Annotated in this window: 13 protein-coding genes; 11 read left to right on the top strand and 2 right to left on the bottom strand. The window is 59.6% G+C overall.

Features of this window, described 5'->3' with window-relative positions; all coding sequences use genetic code 11:
• The first annotated feature begins 3 nt into the window (after positions 1–3).
• From algK to EL257_RS05030, 9 genes are all read left to right on the top strand, one after another.
• On the top strand, positions 4–1506 hold the full coding sequence (gene algK, locus EL257_RS05075) for an alginate biosynthesis TPR repeat lipoprotein AlgK (protein WP_269471993.1): 1503 nt from the start codon (positions 4–6) through the stop codon (positions 1504–1506).
• The gene (locus tag EL257_RS05070) at positions 1503–2984 is read left to right on the top strand and encodes an alginate export family protein (RefSeq protein WP_126360380.1); all 1482 of its coding nucleotides are present in this window, start codon (positions 1503–1505) and stop codon (positions 2982–2984) included. The genes algK and EL257_RS05070 overlap by 4 nt, the downstream gene beginning before the upstream one ends.
• Before the next feature lie 26 nt (positions 2985–3010).
• Positions 3011–4582, top strand: a complete 1572-nt coding sequence (algG, locus tag EL257_RS05065) for a mannuronan 5-epimerase AlgG (protein WP_126360378.1) — start codon at positions 3011–3013, stop codon at positions 4580–4582.
• 10 nt (positions 4583–4592) lie between these two features.
• Positions 4593–6059, top strand: coding sequence for an alginate O-acetyltransferase (locus tag EL257_RS05060; RefSeq protein WP_126360376.1), 1467 nt, complete (start codon positions 4593–4595; stop codon positions 6057–6059).
• Between the two features lie 8 nt (positions 6060–6067).
• Positions 6068–7192, top strand: a complete 1125-nt coding sequence (locus tag EL257_RS05055) for a mannuronate-specific alginate lyase (protein WP_126360374.1) — start codon at positions 6068–6070, stop codon at positions 7190–7192.
• 198 nt (positions 7193–7390) lie between these two features.
• Entirely contained in the window at positions 7391–8956 is a 1566-nt protein-coding gene (locus EL257_RS05045; RefSeq protein WP_101159309.1) for an MBOAT family O-acyltransferase, read from the top strand.
• 10 nt (positions 8957–8966) lie between these two features.
• Complete coding sequence (locus EL257_RS05040; RefSeq protein WP_126360372.1) at positions 8967–10139, top strand: alginate O-acetyltransferase; 1173 nt, start codon at positions 8967–8969, stop codon at positions 10137–10139.
• 14 nt (positions 10140–10153) lie between these two features.
• A complete protein-coding gene (locus EL257_RS05035) occupies positions 10154–10810 on the top strand; it encodes an alginate O-acetyltransferase AlgF (RefSeq protein WP_126360370.1) in 657 nt (218 codons plus the stop codon).
• A gap of 208 nt (positions 10811–11018) precedes the next feature.
• Positions 11019–12470 (top strand): mannose-1-phosphate guanylyltransferase/mannose-6-phosphate isomerase, encoded by a 1452-nt coding sequence (locus EL257_RS05030; RefSeq protein WP_126360368.1) that lies wholly within the window; start codon positions 11019–11021, stop codon positions 12468–12470.
• 75 nt (positions 12471–12545) lie between these two features.
• Here EL257_RS05030 and EL257_RS05025 read toward each other — a convergent pair whose 3' ends face one another.
• Positions 12546–15260 carry an RHS repeat domain-containing protein gene (locus EL257_RS05025; RefSeq protein ID WP_126360366.1) on the bottom strand — a complete coding sequence of 905 codons (2715 nt, stop codon included), beginning with the start codon at positions 15258–15260 and terminating at the stop codon, positions 12546–12548.
• 170 nt (positions 15261–15430) lie between these two features.
• On the opposite strand from EL257_RS05025, the gene EL257_RS05020 reads away from it, so the two are divergent.
• Entirely contained in the window at positions 15431–15895 is a 465-nt protein-coding gene (locus EL257_RS05020; protein WP_126360364.1) for a multidrug transporter, read from the top strand.
• Between the two features lie 36 nt (positions 15896–15931).
• Positions 15932–16756, top strand: a complete 825-nt coding sequence (locus EL257_RS05015; RefSeq protein WP_126360362.1) for an SDR family oxidoreductase — start codon at positions 15932–15934, stop codon at positions 16754–16756.
• 110 nt (positions 16757–16866) lie between these two features.
• On the opposite strand, the gene EL257_RS05010 is transcribed toward EL257_RS05015, so the two are convergent.
• Positions 16867–17733, bottom strand: a complete 867-nt coding sequence (locus tag EL257_RS05010) for an HlyD family secretion protein (RefSeq protein WP_126360360.1) — start codon at positions 17731–17733, stop codon at positions 16867–16869.
• Positions 17734–17753 lie beyond the last annotated feature (20 nt).

The following is a 17753-nucleotide window of genomic DNA, read 5'->3' as shown; positions in this document are numbered from 1 at the left end:
CCTGTGACTATCACCAGTCTTTTCAGAACGCCGCGATCCCTGTGGGAGCTGGCTTGCCAGCGATTGGATCAATACGGTCTTGCTGAAACACCGAGTCGCCTGAATCGCTGGCAAGCCAGCTCCCACAAGGGCCCCATCTGTGCCTTGGCGCTGGCAGTTTCTCTGGCCGGTTGCGCCGGTCTGCCCGATCAGCGTCTGGCCAATGAAGCGCTCAAGCGTGGCGACACCGCCACGGCTGCGCAGAATTATCAGCAACTGGCCGATCTGGGTTACAGCGAGGCGCAAGTCGGCCTGGCCGATATTCAGGTCGACAGCCGCGACCCGGCGCAGATGAAACAGGCCGAAGCGACTTACCGCGCAGCGGCCAGCGTGTCGCCGCGCGCTCAGGCACGTCTCGGTCGCCTGCTGGTTGCAAAACCGGGCTCTACCGAAGCCGAGCACCACGAAGCCGAAACCCTGCTGAAAAAAGCCGCCGCCAATGGCGAAGGCAATACGTTGATCCCGCTGGCGATGCTGTATCTGCAATACCCGCACAGCTTCCCGAACATCAACGCTCAGCAGCAGATCGATCAGTGGCGCAAATCCGGCTACCCGGAAGCAGGTCTGGCGCAGGTGCTGCTGTATCGCACCCAAGGCACTTACGATCAGCACCTGGATGACGTGGAAAAAATCTGCAAAGCCGCGCTCGCCACCACCGACATCTGCTACGTCGAACTGGCCACCGTTTACCAGAAGCGTGGTCAGCCGGAGCAACAGGCCGAGCTGATCAAGCAAATGCAAGCCGGTTACAGCCGTGGCACGGTCACCGCGCAGCGTGTCGATTCGGTAGCCCGCGTGCTGGCCGATTCGACCCTGGGCAAGACTGACGAGAAAACCGCGCAGTCGCTGCTCGAGCCAATCGCCCCAGGCTACCCGGCGTCGTGGGTCACCCTCGCGCAACTGCTGTACGACTTCCCCGAACTGGGCGACGTCGACCAGATGATGAAATACCTGGACAACGGCCGCGCCGCTGACCAGCCACGCGCCGAGCTGTTCCTGGGCAAGGTCTACTACGAAGGGAAAATAGTCCCGGCCGACGCCAAAGTCGCCGAAGAACATTTCCAGAAAGCCGTCGGCCGTGAAGTCGCCGCCGATTACTACCTCGGCCAGATCTATCGCCGTGGTTATCTGGGCAAGGTCTATCCGCAAAAGGCCCTCGATCATCTGCTGACCGCTGCCCGCAACGGGCAGAACAGTGCCGACTTCGCTATCGCGCAACTGTTTTCCCAAGGCAAAGGCACCAAGCCTGACCCGCTGAACGCCTATGTCTTCAGCCAGTTGGCCAAGGCGCAGAACACCCCGCAAGCCGATGAACTGGCAGCGACCCTCGAGGCGCAATTGCCGCCCGAGCGCCTGCCCGAAGCCCGCCGCCTGTTGCAACAGGAACAGGCCAGCCGTGGCGCCCTGAACTCGAACACGCTGCAACTGCACGCCCTGCAAGAAGAAGACGGCGAGGAAAAACTATGAAGCTGAACCCATTCGTGAAGGCCGGTATTGGCCTCACCTTCGCGCTGATCTGGTCTTGCCCGACACTGGCTGCGTTGACTGAAACCAAGAACTTCGGTCTGGAAGTGAAACTCACCGGCCAGTCCGAAGACGACCGCGATCTCGGCACGGCCGGCGGCGGCGATGTCAACGGCGTGGGCCTCGACCTGCGTCCGTGGATCTACGGCGAAAGCGGCGCGTGGAGCGCCTACGCGATGGGCCAGGCCGTGACCTCGACCGACATCATCGAGACCGACACCCTGCAGCAATCCGATGGCGAACAAGCCACCGACAGCGGTGATCGCGAAACCAAGAAAAACTACTTGGCGATGCGCGAGTTCTGGGTCGGCTACAGCGGCTTCACGCCGTACCCTGGCGAGATGCTCAAGTTCGGTCGCCAGCGCCTGCGCAATGACGACGGCCAATGGCGCGACACCAACATCGAAGCGCTGAACTGGACCTTCGACACCACCCTGCTGCGCGCCAACGCCGGCGTCGCCGAACGCTTCAGCGAATACCGCACCGACTTGAAAGAGCTGGCGCCGAAAGACAAGGATCGCCTGCACGCTTACGCCGATGCCGCTTACCAGTGGACGCCGGGCCAGTGGGTCGGCATTCGCGGCCATCACACTCACGATGACGGCAAACTCGATTACGCCGAGCCGGGTGTCCCGCGCGATTCGCTGGACAAGACCGAGAACGGCGACATCAGCTGGATCGGCCTGACCGCCGACAGCGACGCCTACAACTGGCGCAACACCAACACTGTCAATTACTGGGGCAGCATCACCGGCATGAGCGGCGACCGCGACACGGTCAACGCGCTGAACGCCGATGGCAGCCGTCCGGCACAAGCCAAGCGCAGCGACGACGTCAACGGCTGGGCCACCGATATCGGTGTGCGTCTGCGCCTTGATCCGCAATGGCAAGTCGGCGGCGCGTATGCCCGCGCCAGCGCCGATTACGAACAGACCGGTCTGGAAAGCAACCGCTCCAACTACACCGGCACTCGCTCGCGCGTACACCGTTTCGGCGAAGCGTTCCGTGGCGAAATGAACAACATGCAGACCGCCACCCTGTTCGGTTCCTGGATGATCAACGACGAGTACGACGCCAGCCTGATCTATCACAAGTTCTGGCGTGTCGACGGCAACAAGCCGGTCGGCAGCAATGGCATCAACGCGGTGGAAAACAACACCGACGACGTCACCGGCGCGATCCTCTCCAGCACCTCGCTGCCGCTTGAAGACGGCAACAAGGATCTGGGCCAGGAAATGGATCTGGTCGTCACCAAGTACTTCAAGCAAGGCCTGTTGCCGGCGGCGTTGAGCCAGTCGATCGACGAGCCTTCGGCGCTGGTGCGTTTCCGTGGCGGTGTGTTCAAACCGGGCGATGCCTACGGCAGCCAGGTTGATTCCTACATGCACCGCGCATTCATCGACGTGATCTGGCGCTTCTGATGCAAACCGCCAAGGGAGTGCCCGACATGATCAGCACCAGAACAGGCTCACTGAGCCTGCTGGCCGGCGCGATGCTGCTGGCCAGCGCCGGCGCCTTCGCCAATGTTGAACCGGCCAAACCTGTGACCGTGGCCAAGGAACTGCAACAGGCCAAGACCTACACGGTCAGCAGCGCGCCGACCGACGCGCTGCAACTGGCCAAGCCGACCCTGCCCGACCTCTCCGGTTTCACCGCCGAAGCCGCTGCCGCGAAGATCGTGCGCAGCAAGCCGGGCAAAATCAGCGTGCGCCGGATGATGCAGGAAAACGCCCTGAAGGACTTCATCGGCGGTGACAACAAGATGGCTGAATGGGTGGTGCGTCAGCACGGCATCCCGCAGGCCATCTTCATCGACGACGGCTACATGAACCTCAAGGATCTGGCGAAAAAACTGCCCAAGCAGTATTTCAGCGAGACCTCCCCGGGCGTGTACCTGGCCAAACTGCCGATCGTGGTCGGCGAGAAAGGCATCCTCGAAATCGACGGTCAGACCCAGGAATTGCGCCTGTCCCAAGAGGCCGGTTCGTTCCTGGTCAACGACGGCCAATTGTTCGTGCGTGACACCAAGGTCACCGGCTGGCGCGAAAAGGACAACGGCCCCGCGACGTTCCGTTCGCCGAAGGAATTCCGTCCGTTCCTGCTCGCCTGGGGCGGCACCGAGACCTACATCGTCAACAGCAAGATGGCCAGCTTCGGCTACGCCAACAGTAAGTCGTACGGCGTGAGTATTTCCCAGTACACGCCGAACATGGCCAAAGTCCTCAAGCGTCCCGAGCCGACCGGCTGGATCGTCGGCTCCGAGTTCTCGGACATGTGGTACGGCTTCTACTGCTACGAAACCCGCGACTTTGTGGTCAAGGGCAACACCTACAAAGACAACATCGTCTACGGCATCGACCCGCATGACCGCTCGCACCGTCTGATCATTGCCGAGAACACCGTTCACGGCACGAAGAAGAAGCACGGGATCATCATTTCCCGTGAGGTCAACGACAGCTTCATCTTCAACAACAAGAGTTTCGACAACAAGTTGTCGGGCCTGGTGATCGACCGTAACAGCGTCAACAACATCATTGCCTACAACGAGATCTACAAGAACCACACCGACGGCATCACGCTCTATGAGTCCGCCGACAACCTGCTGTGGGGCAACAAGGTGATCAGCAATACCCGTCACGGCATTCGCATTCGTAACAGCGTGAACATCCGCCTCTACGAAAACATCGCCATGGCCAACGGCCTGACCGGGGTTTACGGCCACATCAAGGACCTCACCGACACCGACCGTGACATCAAGCTCGATCCATTCGATGCGCAGGTGTCGCTGATCGTGGTTGGCGGCGAACTGGCGGCCAATGGCAGCGGCCCGCTGTCGATCGACTCGCCGCTGAGTGTCGAGCTGTATCGCGTATCGATGCTGGCGCCGACCAAATCGAGCGGCATCAGCTTCAACGGCATCCTCGGCGAGCGCCAGGATGAAATTCTCGACTTGCTGGTACGCCAGCAGAAAGCCGTGCTGATCGACCCTGTCGAACGCCAGACCGAAATGCAGGACTGAGGATATTTTTATGCACCCACACATGATCAAGCTGCTCAGCCTCTCGGCCCTGACCCTCGGCATTCTCGCTGCCGGCAACGCCCGCGCCGACGCTGACGATGCAACCGTTGCGCCGCCGAAATTCACCGCCGAGCCGTGCTGCAACCTGTGCCCGGCCGCCCACGACGCGAAGAACTACACGACGCGTTATCAGCAGAATTTCACCACGCTGGTGCAGGCCCAGGGCGACTGGCTGTTCCGGACTCAGGAAGACCTGCGCACCGAGTTCAACACCACACCGGCCGGCTACAAACGCCTGCAACAGTTGCACGATGCGTTCAAGAGCAAAGGCGTGGAGCTGGTGATCGTATACCAGCCGACCCGAGGTCTGGTGAACCGCAACAAGCTCAACCCGCAGGAAAAAGCCGCGTTCGATTACGAGAAAGCTCTGGGCAACTACAAGACCATGCTCGGCCGTTTCGCCAAGATGGGCTACGTCGTGCCAGACCTGTCGCCACTGACCAACGAATCGCTGCCGGACACCCTGCCCGCCCACGATTTCTACTTCCGTGGCGACCAGCACTGGACGCCGTATGGTGCCCAGCGCACGGCGAAAATCGTCGCCGAGAAGGTCAAGCAGATCCCGGCCTTCGCCGACATTCCCAAACGTGAGTTCGAGACCAAGAAGTCCGGGCGCATGGGCAAGACCGGCACCCTGCACAACATGGCCGGGCAACTGTGCGGCACCAGCTACGCGATCCAGTACATGGACCAGTTCACCACCGAGCCGAAAGGTGAGGCAGGCGACGGCGATCTGTTCGGCGATTCGGGCAATCCGCAGATCACCCTGGTCGGTACTTCGCACAGCGGCAAGAACTACAACTTCGCCGGTTTCCTCGAAGAAGCCATCGGCGCCGACATTCTCAACGTAGCGTTCCCCGGCGGCGGTTTTGAAGGTTCGATGCTGCAATATCTGGGCAGCGAAGAATTCCAGAAGACCCCGCCGAAGATTCTCATCTGGGAGTTCTCGCCGCTGTATCGCCTCGACCAGGAAACCATCTATCGCCAGATGATGGCCTTGCTCGATAACGGTTGCGAAGGCAAAGACGCGCAGATGACCGGCAGCGCCACGCTGAAGCCGGGCAGCAAACAGGAACTGATGGTCAACAGCAAGAACCTGAACCTGCAGAACGCCAGCCATCAGGTCGACATCCGCTTCGCCGACACGTCGGTGAAAACCCTGCAAGCCACCCTCTGGTACATGAACGGTCGCCACGAGGACATCAAAATCGAGAAACCGGAAACTTCCGACACCGACGGTCGTTTCGCCTTTGAGCTGCGCACGGACGAAGACTGGGCCTCGCAAAACCTGCTGGCCGTTGAAGTCCAGGGCCCTGAAGCCAAGCCCGGTGCCGCGCCACAAAAAGTCGAAGCGAAAATCTGCAAACGCAACGTATTCCCGGGCGCTGGTCAACAGACTGCGCAACTCGGGCAATGAGGTCTGCTATGCGAAATCCGAAACTGAAAAATCTGTTGGCACCGACGCTGCTGAGCTTGGCGATGTTCGCCGGGGCCACTCAGGCCGCCGCGCCACTGCGTCCGCCACAGGGCTACTTCGCCCCGGTGGATAAATTCAAGACCGGCGACAAGAGTGAAGGCTGCGATGCGATGCCAGCGCCGTACACCGGTCCGCTGCAATTTCGCAGCAAATACGAAGGTTCGGACAAGGCCCGCGCGACGCTGAATGTGCAGTCGGAAAAAGCCTTTCGCGACACCACCAAAGACATCACTACGCTGGAGCGCGGTACCGCCAAGCGCGTCATGCAATTCATGCGCGACGGTCGCCCGGAGCAGCTCGAATGCACGCTCAACTGGTTGACCGCATGGGCCAAGGCTGACGCGCTGATGTCGAAAGACTTCAACCACACCGGCAAGTCGATGCGCAAATGGGCGCTGGGCAGCATGGCGTCTTCTTACATTCGCCTGAAGTTTTCCGACTCGCATCCACTGGCCCAGCACCAGCAGGAAGCGCAGCTGATCGAAGCCTGGTTCAGCAAAATGGCCGATCAGGTGGTCAGCGACTGGGACAACCTGCCGCTGGAAAAAACCAACAACCACTCCTATTGGGCTGCCTGGTCGGTGATGGCGACTTCGGTCGCGACCAACCGCCGCGACCTGTTTGACTGGGCGGTGAAGGAATACAAGGTCGGCGTCAACCAGGTCGATGCCGATGGCTTCCTGCCGAATGAGCTCAAGCGCCAGCAACGCGCCCTCGCCTATCACAACTACGCCCTGCCGCCGCTGGCGATGATCGCCAGTTTCGCCCAGGTCAACGGTGTCGATTTGCGTCAGGAAAACAACGCTGCGCTGAAGCGTCTGGGTGATCGGGTGTTGTCCGGGGTGAAAGATCCGGATGCGTTCGAAGAGAAGAACGGCAAAGAGCAGGACATGACCGATCTGAAAGAGGACATGAAATTCGCCTGGCTGGAACCGTTCTGCACCCTCTACACCTGCGCGCCTGAGGTGATCGACAAGAAACGCGACATGCAGCCGTTCAAGACCTTCCGCCTCGGCGGCGACCTGACCAAGGTCTACGACCCGTCCCACGAAAAGGGCAATAAAGGCTCGTAACACCAGATGCAAAACCCTGTAGGAGCTGCCGAAGGCTGCGATCTTTTGATCTGGCTTTTGAAGATCAAGATCAAAAGATCGCAGCCTGCGGCAGCTCCTACATGAAGCATCGAGATTTGAGTTAGCCCTCTGGTTTGACCTGGGGGGTTTGGGGGGGCTTTGGCCCTTGACTGTTGGTTCAAACATGGAGAGATCGGGATGGTATTTTCATCCAACGTGTTCCTGTTTCTGTTCTTGCCGATCTTTCTCGGCTTGTACTACTTGAGCGGGCAACGCTATCGCAACCTGCTGCTGCTGATCGCCAGCTACGTGTTCTACGCCTGGTGGCGAGTGGACTTCCTCGCGCTGTTCGCAGCCGTCACGCTGTGGAACTACTGGATTGGCCTGAAAGTCGGTGCCGCCGGCGTCAGAACCAAACCGGCCCAGCGCTGGCTGCTGCTCGGGGTGGCCGTCGACCTGTGCATCCTTGGCTACTTCAAGTACGCCAACTTCGGTGTCGACAGCATCAACGCAATGATGACGTCGGTGGGTCTGGAGCCGTTCATCCTCACCCACGTGCTGCTGCCGATCGGTATTTCGTTCTACATCTTCGAATCGATCAGCTACATCATCGACGTCTACCGTGGCGACACTCCAGCCACGCGTAACCTGATCGACTTCGCAGCGTTCGTGGCGATCTTCCCGCACCTGATTGCCGGCCCGGTGCTGCGTTTCCGCGACCTCGCCGACCAGTTCAACAACCGCACGCACACCCTCGACAAATTCTCCGAGGGCTGCACACGGTTCATGCAGGGTTTCATCAAAAAGGTCTTCATCGCCGACACTCTCGCCGTGGTTGCCGACCACTGCTTCGCCTTGCAGAACCCGACCACCGGCGATGCCTGGCTCGGCGCGCTGGCGTACACCGCGCAGCTGTATTTCGACTTCTCCGGTTACAGCGACATGGCCATCGGCCTGGGCTTGATGATGGGTTTCCGCTTCATGGAAAACTTCAAGCAGCCATACATCAGCCAGTCGATCACCGAGTTCTGGCGTCGCTGGCACATCAGCCTGTCGACCTGGCTGCGTGACTATCTCTACATCACCCTCGGCGGTAACCGTAAAGGCACGCTGATGACCTATCGCAACCTGTTCCTGACCATGCTGCTCGGTGGTCTGTGGCACGGCGCGAACATCACTTACATCGTCTGGGGCGCCTGGCACGGCATGTGGCTGGCGATCGAAAAAGCACTGGGCCTGAACACTTCGCCGCGCAGCCTCAATCCGATCCGCTGGGCGCTGACGTTCCTGCTGGTGGTGATGGGCTGGGTGATCTTCCGTGCCGAAAACCTGCACGTTGCCGGTCGCATGTACGGCGCGATGTTCAGCTTCGGCGACTGGTCGCTGTCGGAACTCAATCAGGCCAGCCTGACCGGTCTGCAAGTGGCAACTCTGGTGGTGGCTTACGTAACGCTGGCGTTCTTCGGCCTGCGTGATCTGTACACCAATCAGCCGCCCGCCAAGACCAAACCTGCGGTCAACGTCGAGGCCGATGGCCCTGCCACTGCGACGCCGGGAATGATCAAGGCAGCGCCTGGGGAAAATCCGGCGAGCATCCACGAACCTGGCTACACCGTCGGCGTCGAAGCCCAGGTGCAACCGGCCTACTGGACCGCAGACTGGTCGCGCTACGTGATGCGCGGGCTGATCCTGCTGCTGTTCATCGCCTCGATTCTCAAACTTTCGGCGCAAAGCTTCTCGCCGTTCCTTTACTTCCAGTTCTGAGGGATCTGACATGACCCGCTCATTACGCATCTTCTACATCGCCCTGTTCCTGGTGACCCTGTTGGTCCTCGGTCTGTGGTCGGTTCGCAGCTTCTTCGGCTTCAGCACCAACGCCGATGCGACGGTGCTCAACGGCCGCTGGACCAAGGCTGTGGAAACCCACTATGACGATGAATTCCCGATCAAGCGTCTGGGCACCAACCTCTGGGCCGCGCTGGATTTCAAACTGTTCAACGAAGGTCGTCCGGGCGTCGTGCTCGGCCGCGATCAGTGGTTGTACAGCGATGAAGAATTCAACCCGATCGTCAACGAAGAACTGAACCTGCAAGGCAACTACGCGCTGGTCGAAGGCGTGCGCCAGACGCTGAAAGAGAAAGGCGTGAAACTGGTGATGGCAATCGTGCCGGCCAAGGTTCGTCTGTACCCGGAGCATCTGGGTGAAGTGAAGCCTTCGAGCATTCACGAGAACCTGTATCAGGATTTCCACGCCCGTGTTGCGGCCGACAAGATCCTCGCCCCTGACCTGCTCGGCCCGCTGCAACAGGCCAAGCAGAACGGTCAGCAAGTGTTCCTGCGCACCGACACGCACTGGACTCCGGAAGGCGCCGAGATCGCCGCGAACACGCTGGCGAAAACCATTGCCGAGAAATTCCCGCTGAGCGGCGAGCCGCAGCGCTTCGTCACGACGCCTGCGGAGAAAGTCACGCACAAGGGTGATCTGCGTCTGTTCCTGCCCCTCGATCCGCTGTTCGAAAACATGATGCCGGCGCCGGAGCCACTGCTCAAACGCAACACTGTTGCCGCCGAGCAACCGGCCGGTGACGACGCCCTGTTCGCCAACAGCGAAGTGCCGGTCGCGCTGATCGGCACCAGCTACAGCGCCAACCCTAACTGGAACTTCGTCGGTGCACTGAAACAAGCGCTGCACAGTGACGTCGTCAACTACGCCGAAGACGGCCACGGTCCGATTCTGCCGATGCTCAGCTACCTGAAAAGCGATGACTTCAAGAACAGCCCGCCACAAGTGCTGATCTGGGAGTTTCCTGAACGATATCTGCCTGTGAACAACGAAATCGGCGACGCCGACCCGCAGTGGGTCGCAGAGCTCAAAGAAGCCGGCGCCCGCCAACAAAACGTAGCCATCAACACTAAATCCGAGACGCCCGATCGGGCGCAAAACTGAAAGAGAGGTACACCATGACTTTCACTACTACTCCTCGTCGTCTCGCTAAAAGCTTCGCACTGGTTGCTGGCCTCAGCGTGCTTTCCGTACCTGCCTTCGCCGGTGGCGATGCCGCACTGTACGGCCCGACCGCACCGAAAGGCTCGACCTTCGTGCGCATTTACAACGCCAGCAACGCTGAAGTCAGCGCCACTGTCGGCAGCACCAACCTGAGCGACGTTGCGCCACTGGCCAGCAGCGACTTCAGCTTCATGCCGGGCGGTGACTACAGCGCCAAGGTCGGCAGCCAGACCCTGCCGGTCAAACTTGCCGGTGACCACTACTACACCCTGGTCAACAACGCTTCCGGCGCGCCGCAACTGATCGAAGAACCACCGTTCAAGAACAAGCAGAAATCCCTGGTGCGCGTGCAGAACCTCAGCGACAAATCGCTGACCCTGAAGACCGCCGACGGCAAGACCGACGTGGTGCCGAACGTGGCAGCCAAGGGCCGTGGCGAGCGTGAAATCAACCCGGTGAAAGTCAGCCTGGCGCTGTACGAAGGTGACAAGAAAGTCGGCGACGTAAAACCGGTAGCGCTGGAGCGTGGTGAGGCAGCAGTGCTGTACGTCACCGGCAACGGCAGCAACCTGTCGCCAGTCTGGGTAAAACGCCCGGTGTCGACCCGCTAACCCTTTTCCCGAACTGACGCCGATCCCTGTAGGAGCTGTCGAGTGAAACGAGGCTGCGATCTTTTGATTTTGAAGATCAAGATCAACAGATCGCAGCCTTCGGCAGCTCCTACAGGGGATGCGGCGTCTTCGGATACGAGACAAAAACAAGAGTGAAACGACACAACGTTCGTTGCTCTAACCAAATTGATTTTATGGAGTAAACATTATGATTCCGGTGATCTTGTCAGGTGGTAGCGGTTCGCGTCTGTGGCCTCTTTCGCGCAAGCAGTTCCCCAAGCAATTCCTCGCCCTGACCGGCGAACATACGCTGTTCCAGCAAACCCTCGAGCGCTTGGTGTTCGAAGGCATGGACACTCCGATCGTGGTCTGCAACAAGGATCACCGCTTCATCGTCAACGAGCAGTTGGCCAATCGCAATCTGGAATGCCAACGCATCCTGATGGAACCGTTCGGCCGCAATACCGCGCCGGCCGTGGCCGTGACTGCGATGATGCTGGTCAATGAAGGTCGCGACGAACTCATGCTCGTCCTGCCGGCCGACCACGTGCTGGAAGACCAGAAAGCGTTGCAACGCGCCCTCGCCCTGGCCACCGTCGCTGCCGAAAACGGCGAAATGGTGCTGTTCGGCGTGCCGGCGACCAAGCCGGAAACCGGTTATGGCTACATCAAATCCACCGGCGACTCGCTGCTGCCAGAAGGCGTCAGCCGCGTCTCGCACTTCGTGGAAAAACCGGACGTCAAACGCGCCACTGAATACGTTCAGTCCGGCGGCTACTACTGGAACAGCGGCATGTTCCTGTTCCGCGCCAGCCGCTTCCTCGAAGAACTGAAAAAACATGATCCGGACATCTACGACACCTGCCTGCTGACTCTCGAGCGCAGCCAGCAGGATGCCGACACCGTCACCCTCGACGAAGCCACTTTCGCCTGCTGCCCGGACAATTCCATCGACTACTCGGTGATGGAGAAAACCCAGCGCGCCTGCGTCGTGCCTCTGACTGCTGGCTGGAGCGATGTCGGCTGCTGGTCGTCGCTGTGGGAAGTCAACGAGAAAGATGCCAACGGCAACGTCAGCAAAGGCGACGTGGTCATCCAGGACAGCAAGAACTGCATGATCCATGGCAACGGCAAACTGGTCTCGGTGATCGGTCTGGAAAACATCGTCGTGGTCGAAACCAAGGACGCCATGATGATCGCCCACAAAGACAAGGTTCAGGGCGTCAAGCAGATGGTCAACACGCTCAACGAGCAGGGCCGCAGCGAAACCCAGAACCACTGCGAAGTCTATCGTCCGTGGGGCTCCTACGATTCGGTGGACATGGGCGGGCGTTTCCAGGTCAAGCACATCTCGGTCAAGCCGGGCGCGTGCCTGTCGCTGCAGATGCACCACCACCGCGCCGAACACTGGATCGTGGTCAGCGGCACCGCTGAAGTGACCTGCGACGAAAACGTGTTCCTGCTCACCGAAAACCAGTCGACCTACATCCCGATCGCCTCGGTGCATCGCCTGCGCAACCCGGGCAAGATCCCGCTGGAAATCATTGAAGTGCAGTCGGGCAGCTACCTCGGCGAAGACGACATCGAACGCTTCGAAGATATCTACGGCCGCTCCACCCCGATCGAACGCGGCGTGTCGGTGAAAACCATCGCGCAATAATCGCTCGCTGAAAACAAGAAGCCCCCGTCCAGCCCACTGCGTCCCCTATCCGCAGCGGGCTGGACTCTTTTACGATTACTGCGAATTGCCTGGACGGTTCGCTTTTTTGTGCCACTTGGCAACTTTTACGGAGCCAGGAATTTTGATTTCCAGCGAGCCATGGAACGCATTGTCGAGACTGTTCAGCAGAGTGCGGGAATCCATTCGACCGACCTGCACCGGGCTGATACCCGAATTACCCAACAACACAGCTTTCAGATCCTTGATCCGGCCCTTGACCATAGGCACGCTCTCCATATTCGATGAATGTTTCGGGTCGAGAACATCAGGAGAGGCAAAAAATTCTACCTGGTCGAAGTCTTTGCCCAGTGCGGCCTCAAGTGCTTTGTCATCCTCGAGGTCATATTCAGCGTAATGCGTCATTGAGCTTAGAAACTTGCGCTCGTTGACGTCCCCGTTAATAGCCAACAAAAAAAACGTGAAGCCCATGTTTCCGGCTTTGGTCCAATCCTTCTCATTGGTATTCCCCCCCTTGCCGCCCAACGTCTTCAATTTCTTGTTGACCAGAGAAAAATTCGACGCGATCTCCATGAACGGCGGCGTGTCTCCCTGACTTCCATAGACGCTGTAATGACGCAAGGTGAAGCGCTGGGCTTTAGTCTTCTCGATTACTGTGGGTGACGCCTTGGCAGTTTTTAACTTCAAAACTCCCTGCGTGATGTCACCCATCATTTTGTAGGGAAGCGCTCGGTCCTTATCGTCAAAATTGCCTCTGTAACTCTCAAAGATCTCCGTGGCCGACTTGACCGCCGATTTAGATATGGGGTTTGTGCCCAATTCGTCAAAAAAAGTCACCGGACTATTGCGAACCATCCTGTACAGATTCAGACCATCAACCGTCCCCGCCGGATCCGGATTCATCCACCGGTGCAACCACGGCATGTAATACCGATAGCCGTAGTAATAAAGACCCGTGGCATCGCGCTCCTTGCCCGAGTATCGAATCGTGCGGTAACTGACTTCGGTCTCCCGGTTCCATGCCGTCTCGCCAAACGGATAATAGATTTCCTGACTGATGATTCGTGCTTCCTCGGCCAATTCCAGGCTGGCCGAACCAAGATGATCGGTAAAGGTGTAGCGATAGCGGTCATTGCCACCTGGCGGCGGCGAGGTTTCCCAATGCAAGACATTGACGTCGTTGAGTCCGGTCTGCGCAGCAATGACCTGCAGAACAACGCCGCTGCCATCAATGCGCAACTCAAGCCCTGGCAGATAGCGCACTTCGTTGATGACGGTACGCGCGTTGGTCTGCAACGAGCGGATTTTCCGCACTCGCTGACCACCGCCGTCGTACAGGTAATTTTCCTGATCGCTATCGCCGCCGGCCCGTTCCACCGGACTGATCGATTGCAGCTGATTGCGCAGGTTCCACCGCACCAAGCGTCCTTGATCGAGCTGCAGCAAATTGCCGCGCGCATCGAAGGCCGTTGCGATCTGCTCCTCCGTCGGCGGCACGTCGTTGCGCCACGGCAGGCCGCGATTGCTGTTCGGCAGGGGCTTGAATCGCCGCCCGTGCGCTTGCGCGCCATCATGCGTCAACTCAAGCAGATTGCCGCCGTCATCATAATGAAAGGTTTGTCGATAATGACTGACAGCTGCCGGATCGATGCGTCCCACAGACGCCGGCCCCTTGTTCGTCGCCCCGGCTTCCCAACCGCTCGCCTCGCTCAACAGATAGAGACTGTCGTAGCTGAAAGCACTGATCGGCTCGATGCGCTGATTGGCGAAGTAGCGAATGGGCAGAGCCTCATCCGTAATGCTCAGCACATTGCCCATCGGGTCATAGCCGTAACTCAACTGCTGCAATAATTTGTCGCTGGCGGTTGTAGCGCGGCGCGTGGCCAAGCGACCGTTCCGAGGTTGATACGTGAGGGTTGTGCGTACACCGTTGCCTGCCAATTCTTGCTCCACCTGCCCGGCAGCGTTGTATCGAATCTGGCTGACCATCGGCTGCGCAGCAGGCTGGTGCTTCAGCTGTAGATGAGCCTCCCGCAAGCGCCCGTCGACGGTCGAACCGAAGGTTTGCCGATTGCCCCGAGCGTCGACCTGCTCAAGCATTTGCCCCAATGCCGCAAAGCGCCATTGACTGGTGGCTCCGTCCCCCGGCTCAAGCAGGCGCTGGCGCTCTTGCGCCGATAGCGGCCAGTCAGGGCTGACAGCGTCGAGGGTAAAATAACGGGTATTTTCGATGCACTGGCCGGTCAGCGCGAAGCTGTCGAACAACACGCTGCCGGCCGGATCGTCATGACGAGTCAACTGGCCGAGCTGGTTGCAGCGGGGGTCGCCGTTGCCAGGACGCCCGTAGCTCATACGCTCGACACAATTCTTCGGTTGATCGACGCCTTCTTCGAACACGGCCACCGGTCGCAACAAGTCATCGTATTCGACTTTGCGACAGGTGCCTCGACTATCCCAGCCGAACAGAATTTCGCCGCCCGGACCAGGCAACGCGACGAGTGTCCCCGCGTCATTACTGTCGGAGCGCAGTACGCTGTCCGTCAAGGAATAGACCACAGTAAGGCTCGCTGGCGTGTCCAGCGTTTGCGCCAACGAGCCCCACAGCCGCGCGTCCCATTGCTTGACCGCGCGGCCGCGAGCATCAAGCAATGTTCGCTCGATCCGCGACTCGCTGGGTACCAATGCTTTGTTGCGCCAGTAATTGACCGTGAGGATCGCCATCGCGCGCGGATCACGCACGGCAAGTGTTGGTGTCTTGCTGTGAATGCTCATGATTCGGACCACTTCCATTGGTGCTCGCAGCCATCTGAACAAGCAGGCAGCGCTGTGCCAACTGTCAGAAATTACAGTTCCGACCAACGGTGCATTCACGTGCCTGATAAATGTCCTTCGCCGGCATCCTTCGGTAGGATGAAGCGCACGAACTCAAGGAGTGTTCCAACATGTTCATCGGCATCCTGCTGGTCATCACCTGGCTGATCCTGTTGCTGCGCTATCCGGCCAAGGCCTTGCCGGTGTCGGTAGCGGCGGCAGTCGGCCTGGGCTTTGTGGCAATGTGGGTGGTGTGGCTGGACAACCGCGAGATCAAGCAACTGGCACGCCTGGAATTGCGCATTGCCTACGCTCCCGAGCAATGCCCGGCCGACCGTCCACTGCAATTGAAAATGAACAACGGCAACGATGTGCCGCTGACCGAACTGCGTTGGCGCATCGCCGCCTATGCGCCGGGCGATACGGTCAACCTGGCCGACAATCAATACACTGCCCCGCGCTATCGCGGCCCCGGTGAATTGCAGGCCGGCGCCGAGTGGCAAGACTGCCTGCCGCTGCCGCCGCTGCGTCCCGGTTATCGTCCGCAAACCCTGGAGTTCCGCGCCGAGCGCCTGCAGGGTAGTTTCTCTGACTGATCTTCTTTTCCTCTCCTGCTGCACAAGGAATGCGCCATGCCCGTTGCGTTGATTACCGGATGTTCCAGCGGCATCGGCCGCGCCCTCGCCGATGCGTTGAAAACGGCGGGATATGAAGTCTGGGCCAGTGCGCGCAGGCCTGAAGATGTGGCGATGCTGGCCTCTGCCGGGTTTACCGCCGTGCAACTCGACGTCAATGACAGCGCGGCGCTGGAGCAACTCGCTGAGCGGATCCACCAGCAACACGGCGGCCTCGATGTGCTGATCAACAACGCCGGGTACGGCGCGATGGGGCCGCTGCTCGACGGAGGCGTTCCTGCCATGCAACGGCAATTTGAAACCAACGTGTTTTCCATCGTCGGCGTCACTCGCGCCTTGTTTCCAGCGCTGCGACGGGCCAAGGGTCTGGTGGTGAATATCGGCAGTGTGTCCGGCGTGCTGGTCACGCCGTTCGCCGGCGCCTATTGCGCGTCGAAAGCTGCGGTACATGCCTTGAGCGATGCCTTGCGCATGGAACTGGCGCCGTTCGGTATCCGTGTGATGGAGGTGCAACCGGGGGCGATTCAATCGAGCTTCGCCAGGAATGCCGGGCATGAGGCCGAGCAATTGATCAATGAGCAATCGCCGTGGTTTCCGCTGCGCGAAGGCATCCGCGCCAGGGCCAAGGCGTCACAGGACAAGCCGACGCCGGCCAGTGAGTTTGCGGCTGAGTTGTTGAAAGCCGTACAACGGAGCTCGCCGCCACGGCTGGTGCGCATTGGTAACGGCAGTCGAGCGTTGCCGTTGCTGGCGGCGTTGCTGCCCAAGGGTTTGCTGGAATCGACTTTGATGAAGCGCTTCGGCTTGGGTGGGCAGCTATAGACCGAGTCGCCAGCAATCGCCAGCAGGGCTGGCTCCCACAGGGGATTTCAGCGTCTCAGAGATCCAATGTGGGAGCCAGCCCTGCTGGCGATTGCGGACGACTCGGTCTGTCAGAGGTTCGCATCAGCCCTGTTCACTACCACCGTGCAGGTAATCCCCGCCGCCAGCAAGACACCTTCCGGCACTTCATCGATATGAATGCGCACCGGCACTCGCTGCGCCAAGCGCACCCAGTTGAAGGTCGGGTTTACATCGGCGATCAGCTCACGGCTTTCCGGGTTGTCGCGGTCGTAGATGCCGCGCGAGATGCTTTCCACATGGCCCTTGAGCACTTCGCCGCTCATCAGCTGCATCTCGGCGGCGTCACCGACGTGCACGTGGGGCAATTTGGTCTCTTCGAAGAAGCCGTAAACCCAGAACGAGTTCATGTCGACCACAGCCATCTTCGCCTCGCCGATGCGCGCGTAATCACCGCGATGCACGTTGAGGTTGGTCACATAACCATCCACCGCCGCGCGGACTGCGGTGCGTTTGAGATTGAGTTCGGCCGCTTCCAGTTGCGCTTGCGCATGTTGATAATCGGCCAGCGCTGCGTCAGCGATGTTGCTGGCGTCATCACGGTTTTCCCTGGAGATCACCAGATTGTCCAGATCTGCGCGGCGATGGGCGTTGACCTTGCGCATCTCCCAGGTCGACTTGCGCGCGGCAACCAGCGACTGCGCCTGTTTGACGGCAATGCGGTAATGCTCCGGATCGATCTGCATCAGCAAATCACCCTTCTTCACCAACTGGTTATCGCGCACCGGCACATCGATCACTTCGCCGGTGACATCGGCGGCGACGTTGATGATATCGGCGCGGACGCGACCGTCGCGAGTCCACGGCGTGTCCATGTAATGCACCCACAATGTCCGACCGATCCACATTGCGATGGCCAGCACCAACAGGGTCGCGAGCAGGCTGAAAAACTTTTTCATCAGAGCCTTCTTTAGAGACG

Origin of the sequence: Pseudomonas fluorescens (assembly GCF_900636825.1) — a bacterium.
Classification (GTDB): Bacteria; Pseudomonadota; Gammaproteobacteria; order Pseudomonadales; family Pseudomonadaceae; genus Aquipseudomonas; species Aquipseudomonas fluorescens_BG.
Note: the sequence above shows the minus strand (reverse complement) of the source record. Positions and strands in the feature narration are given on the sequence as shown.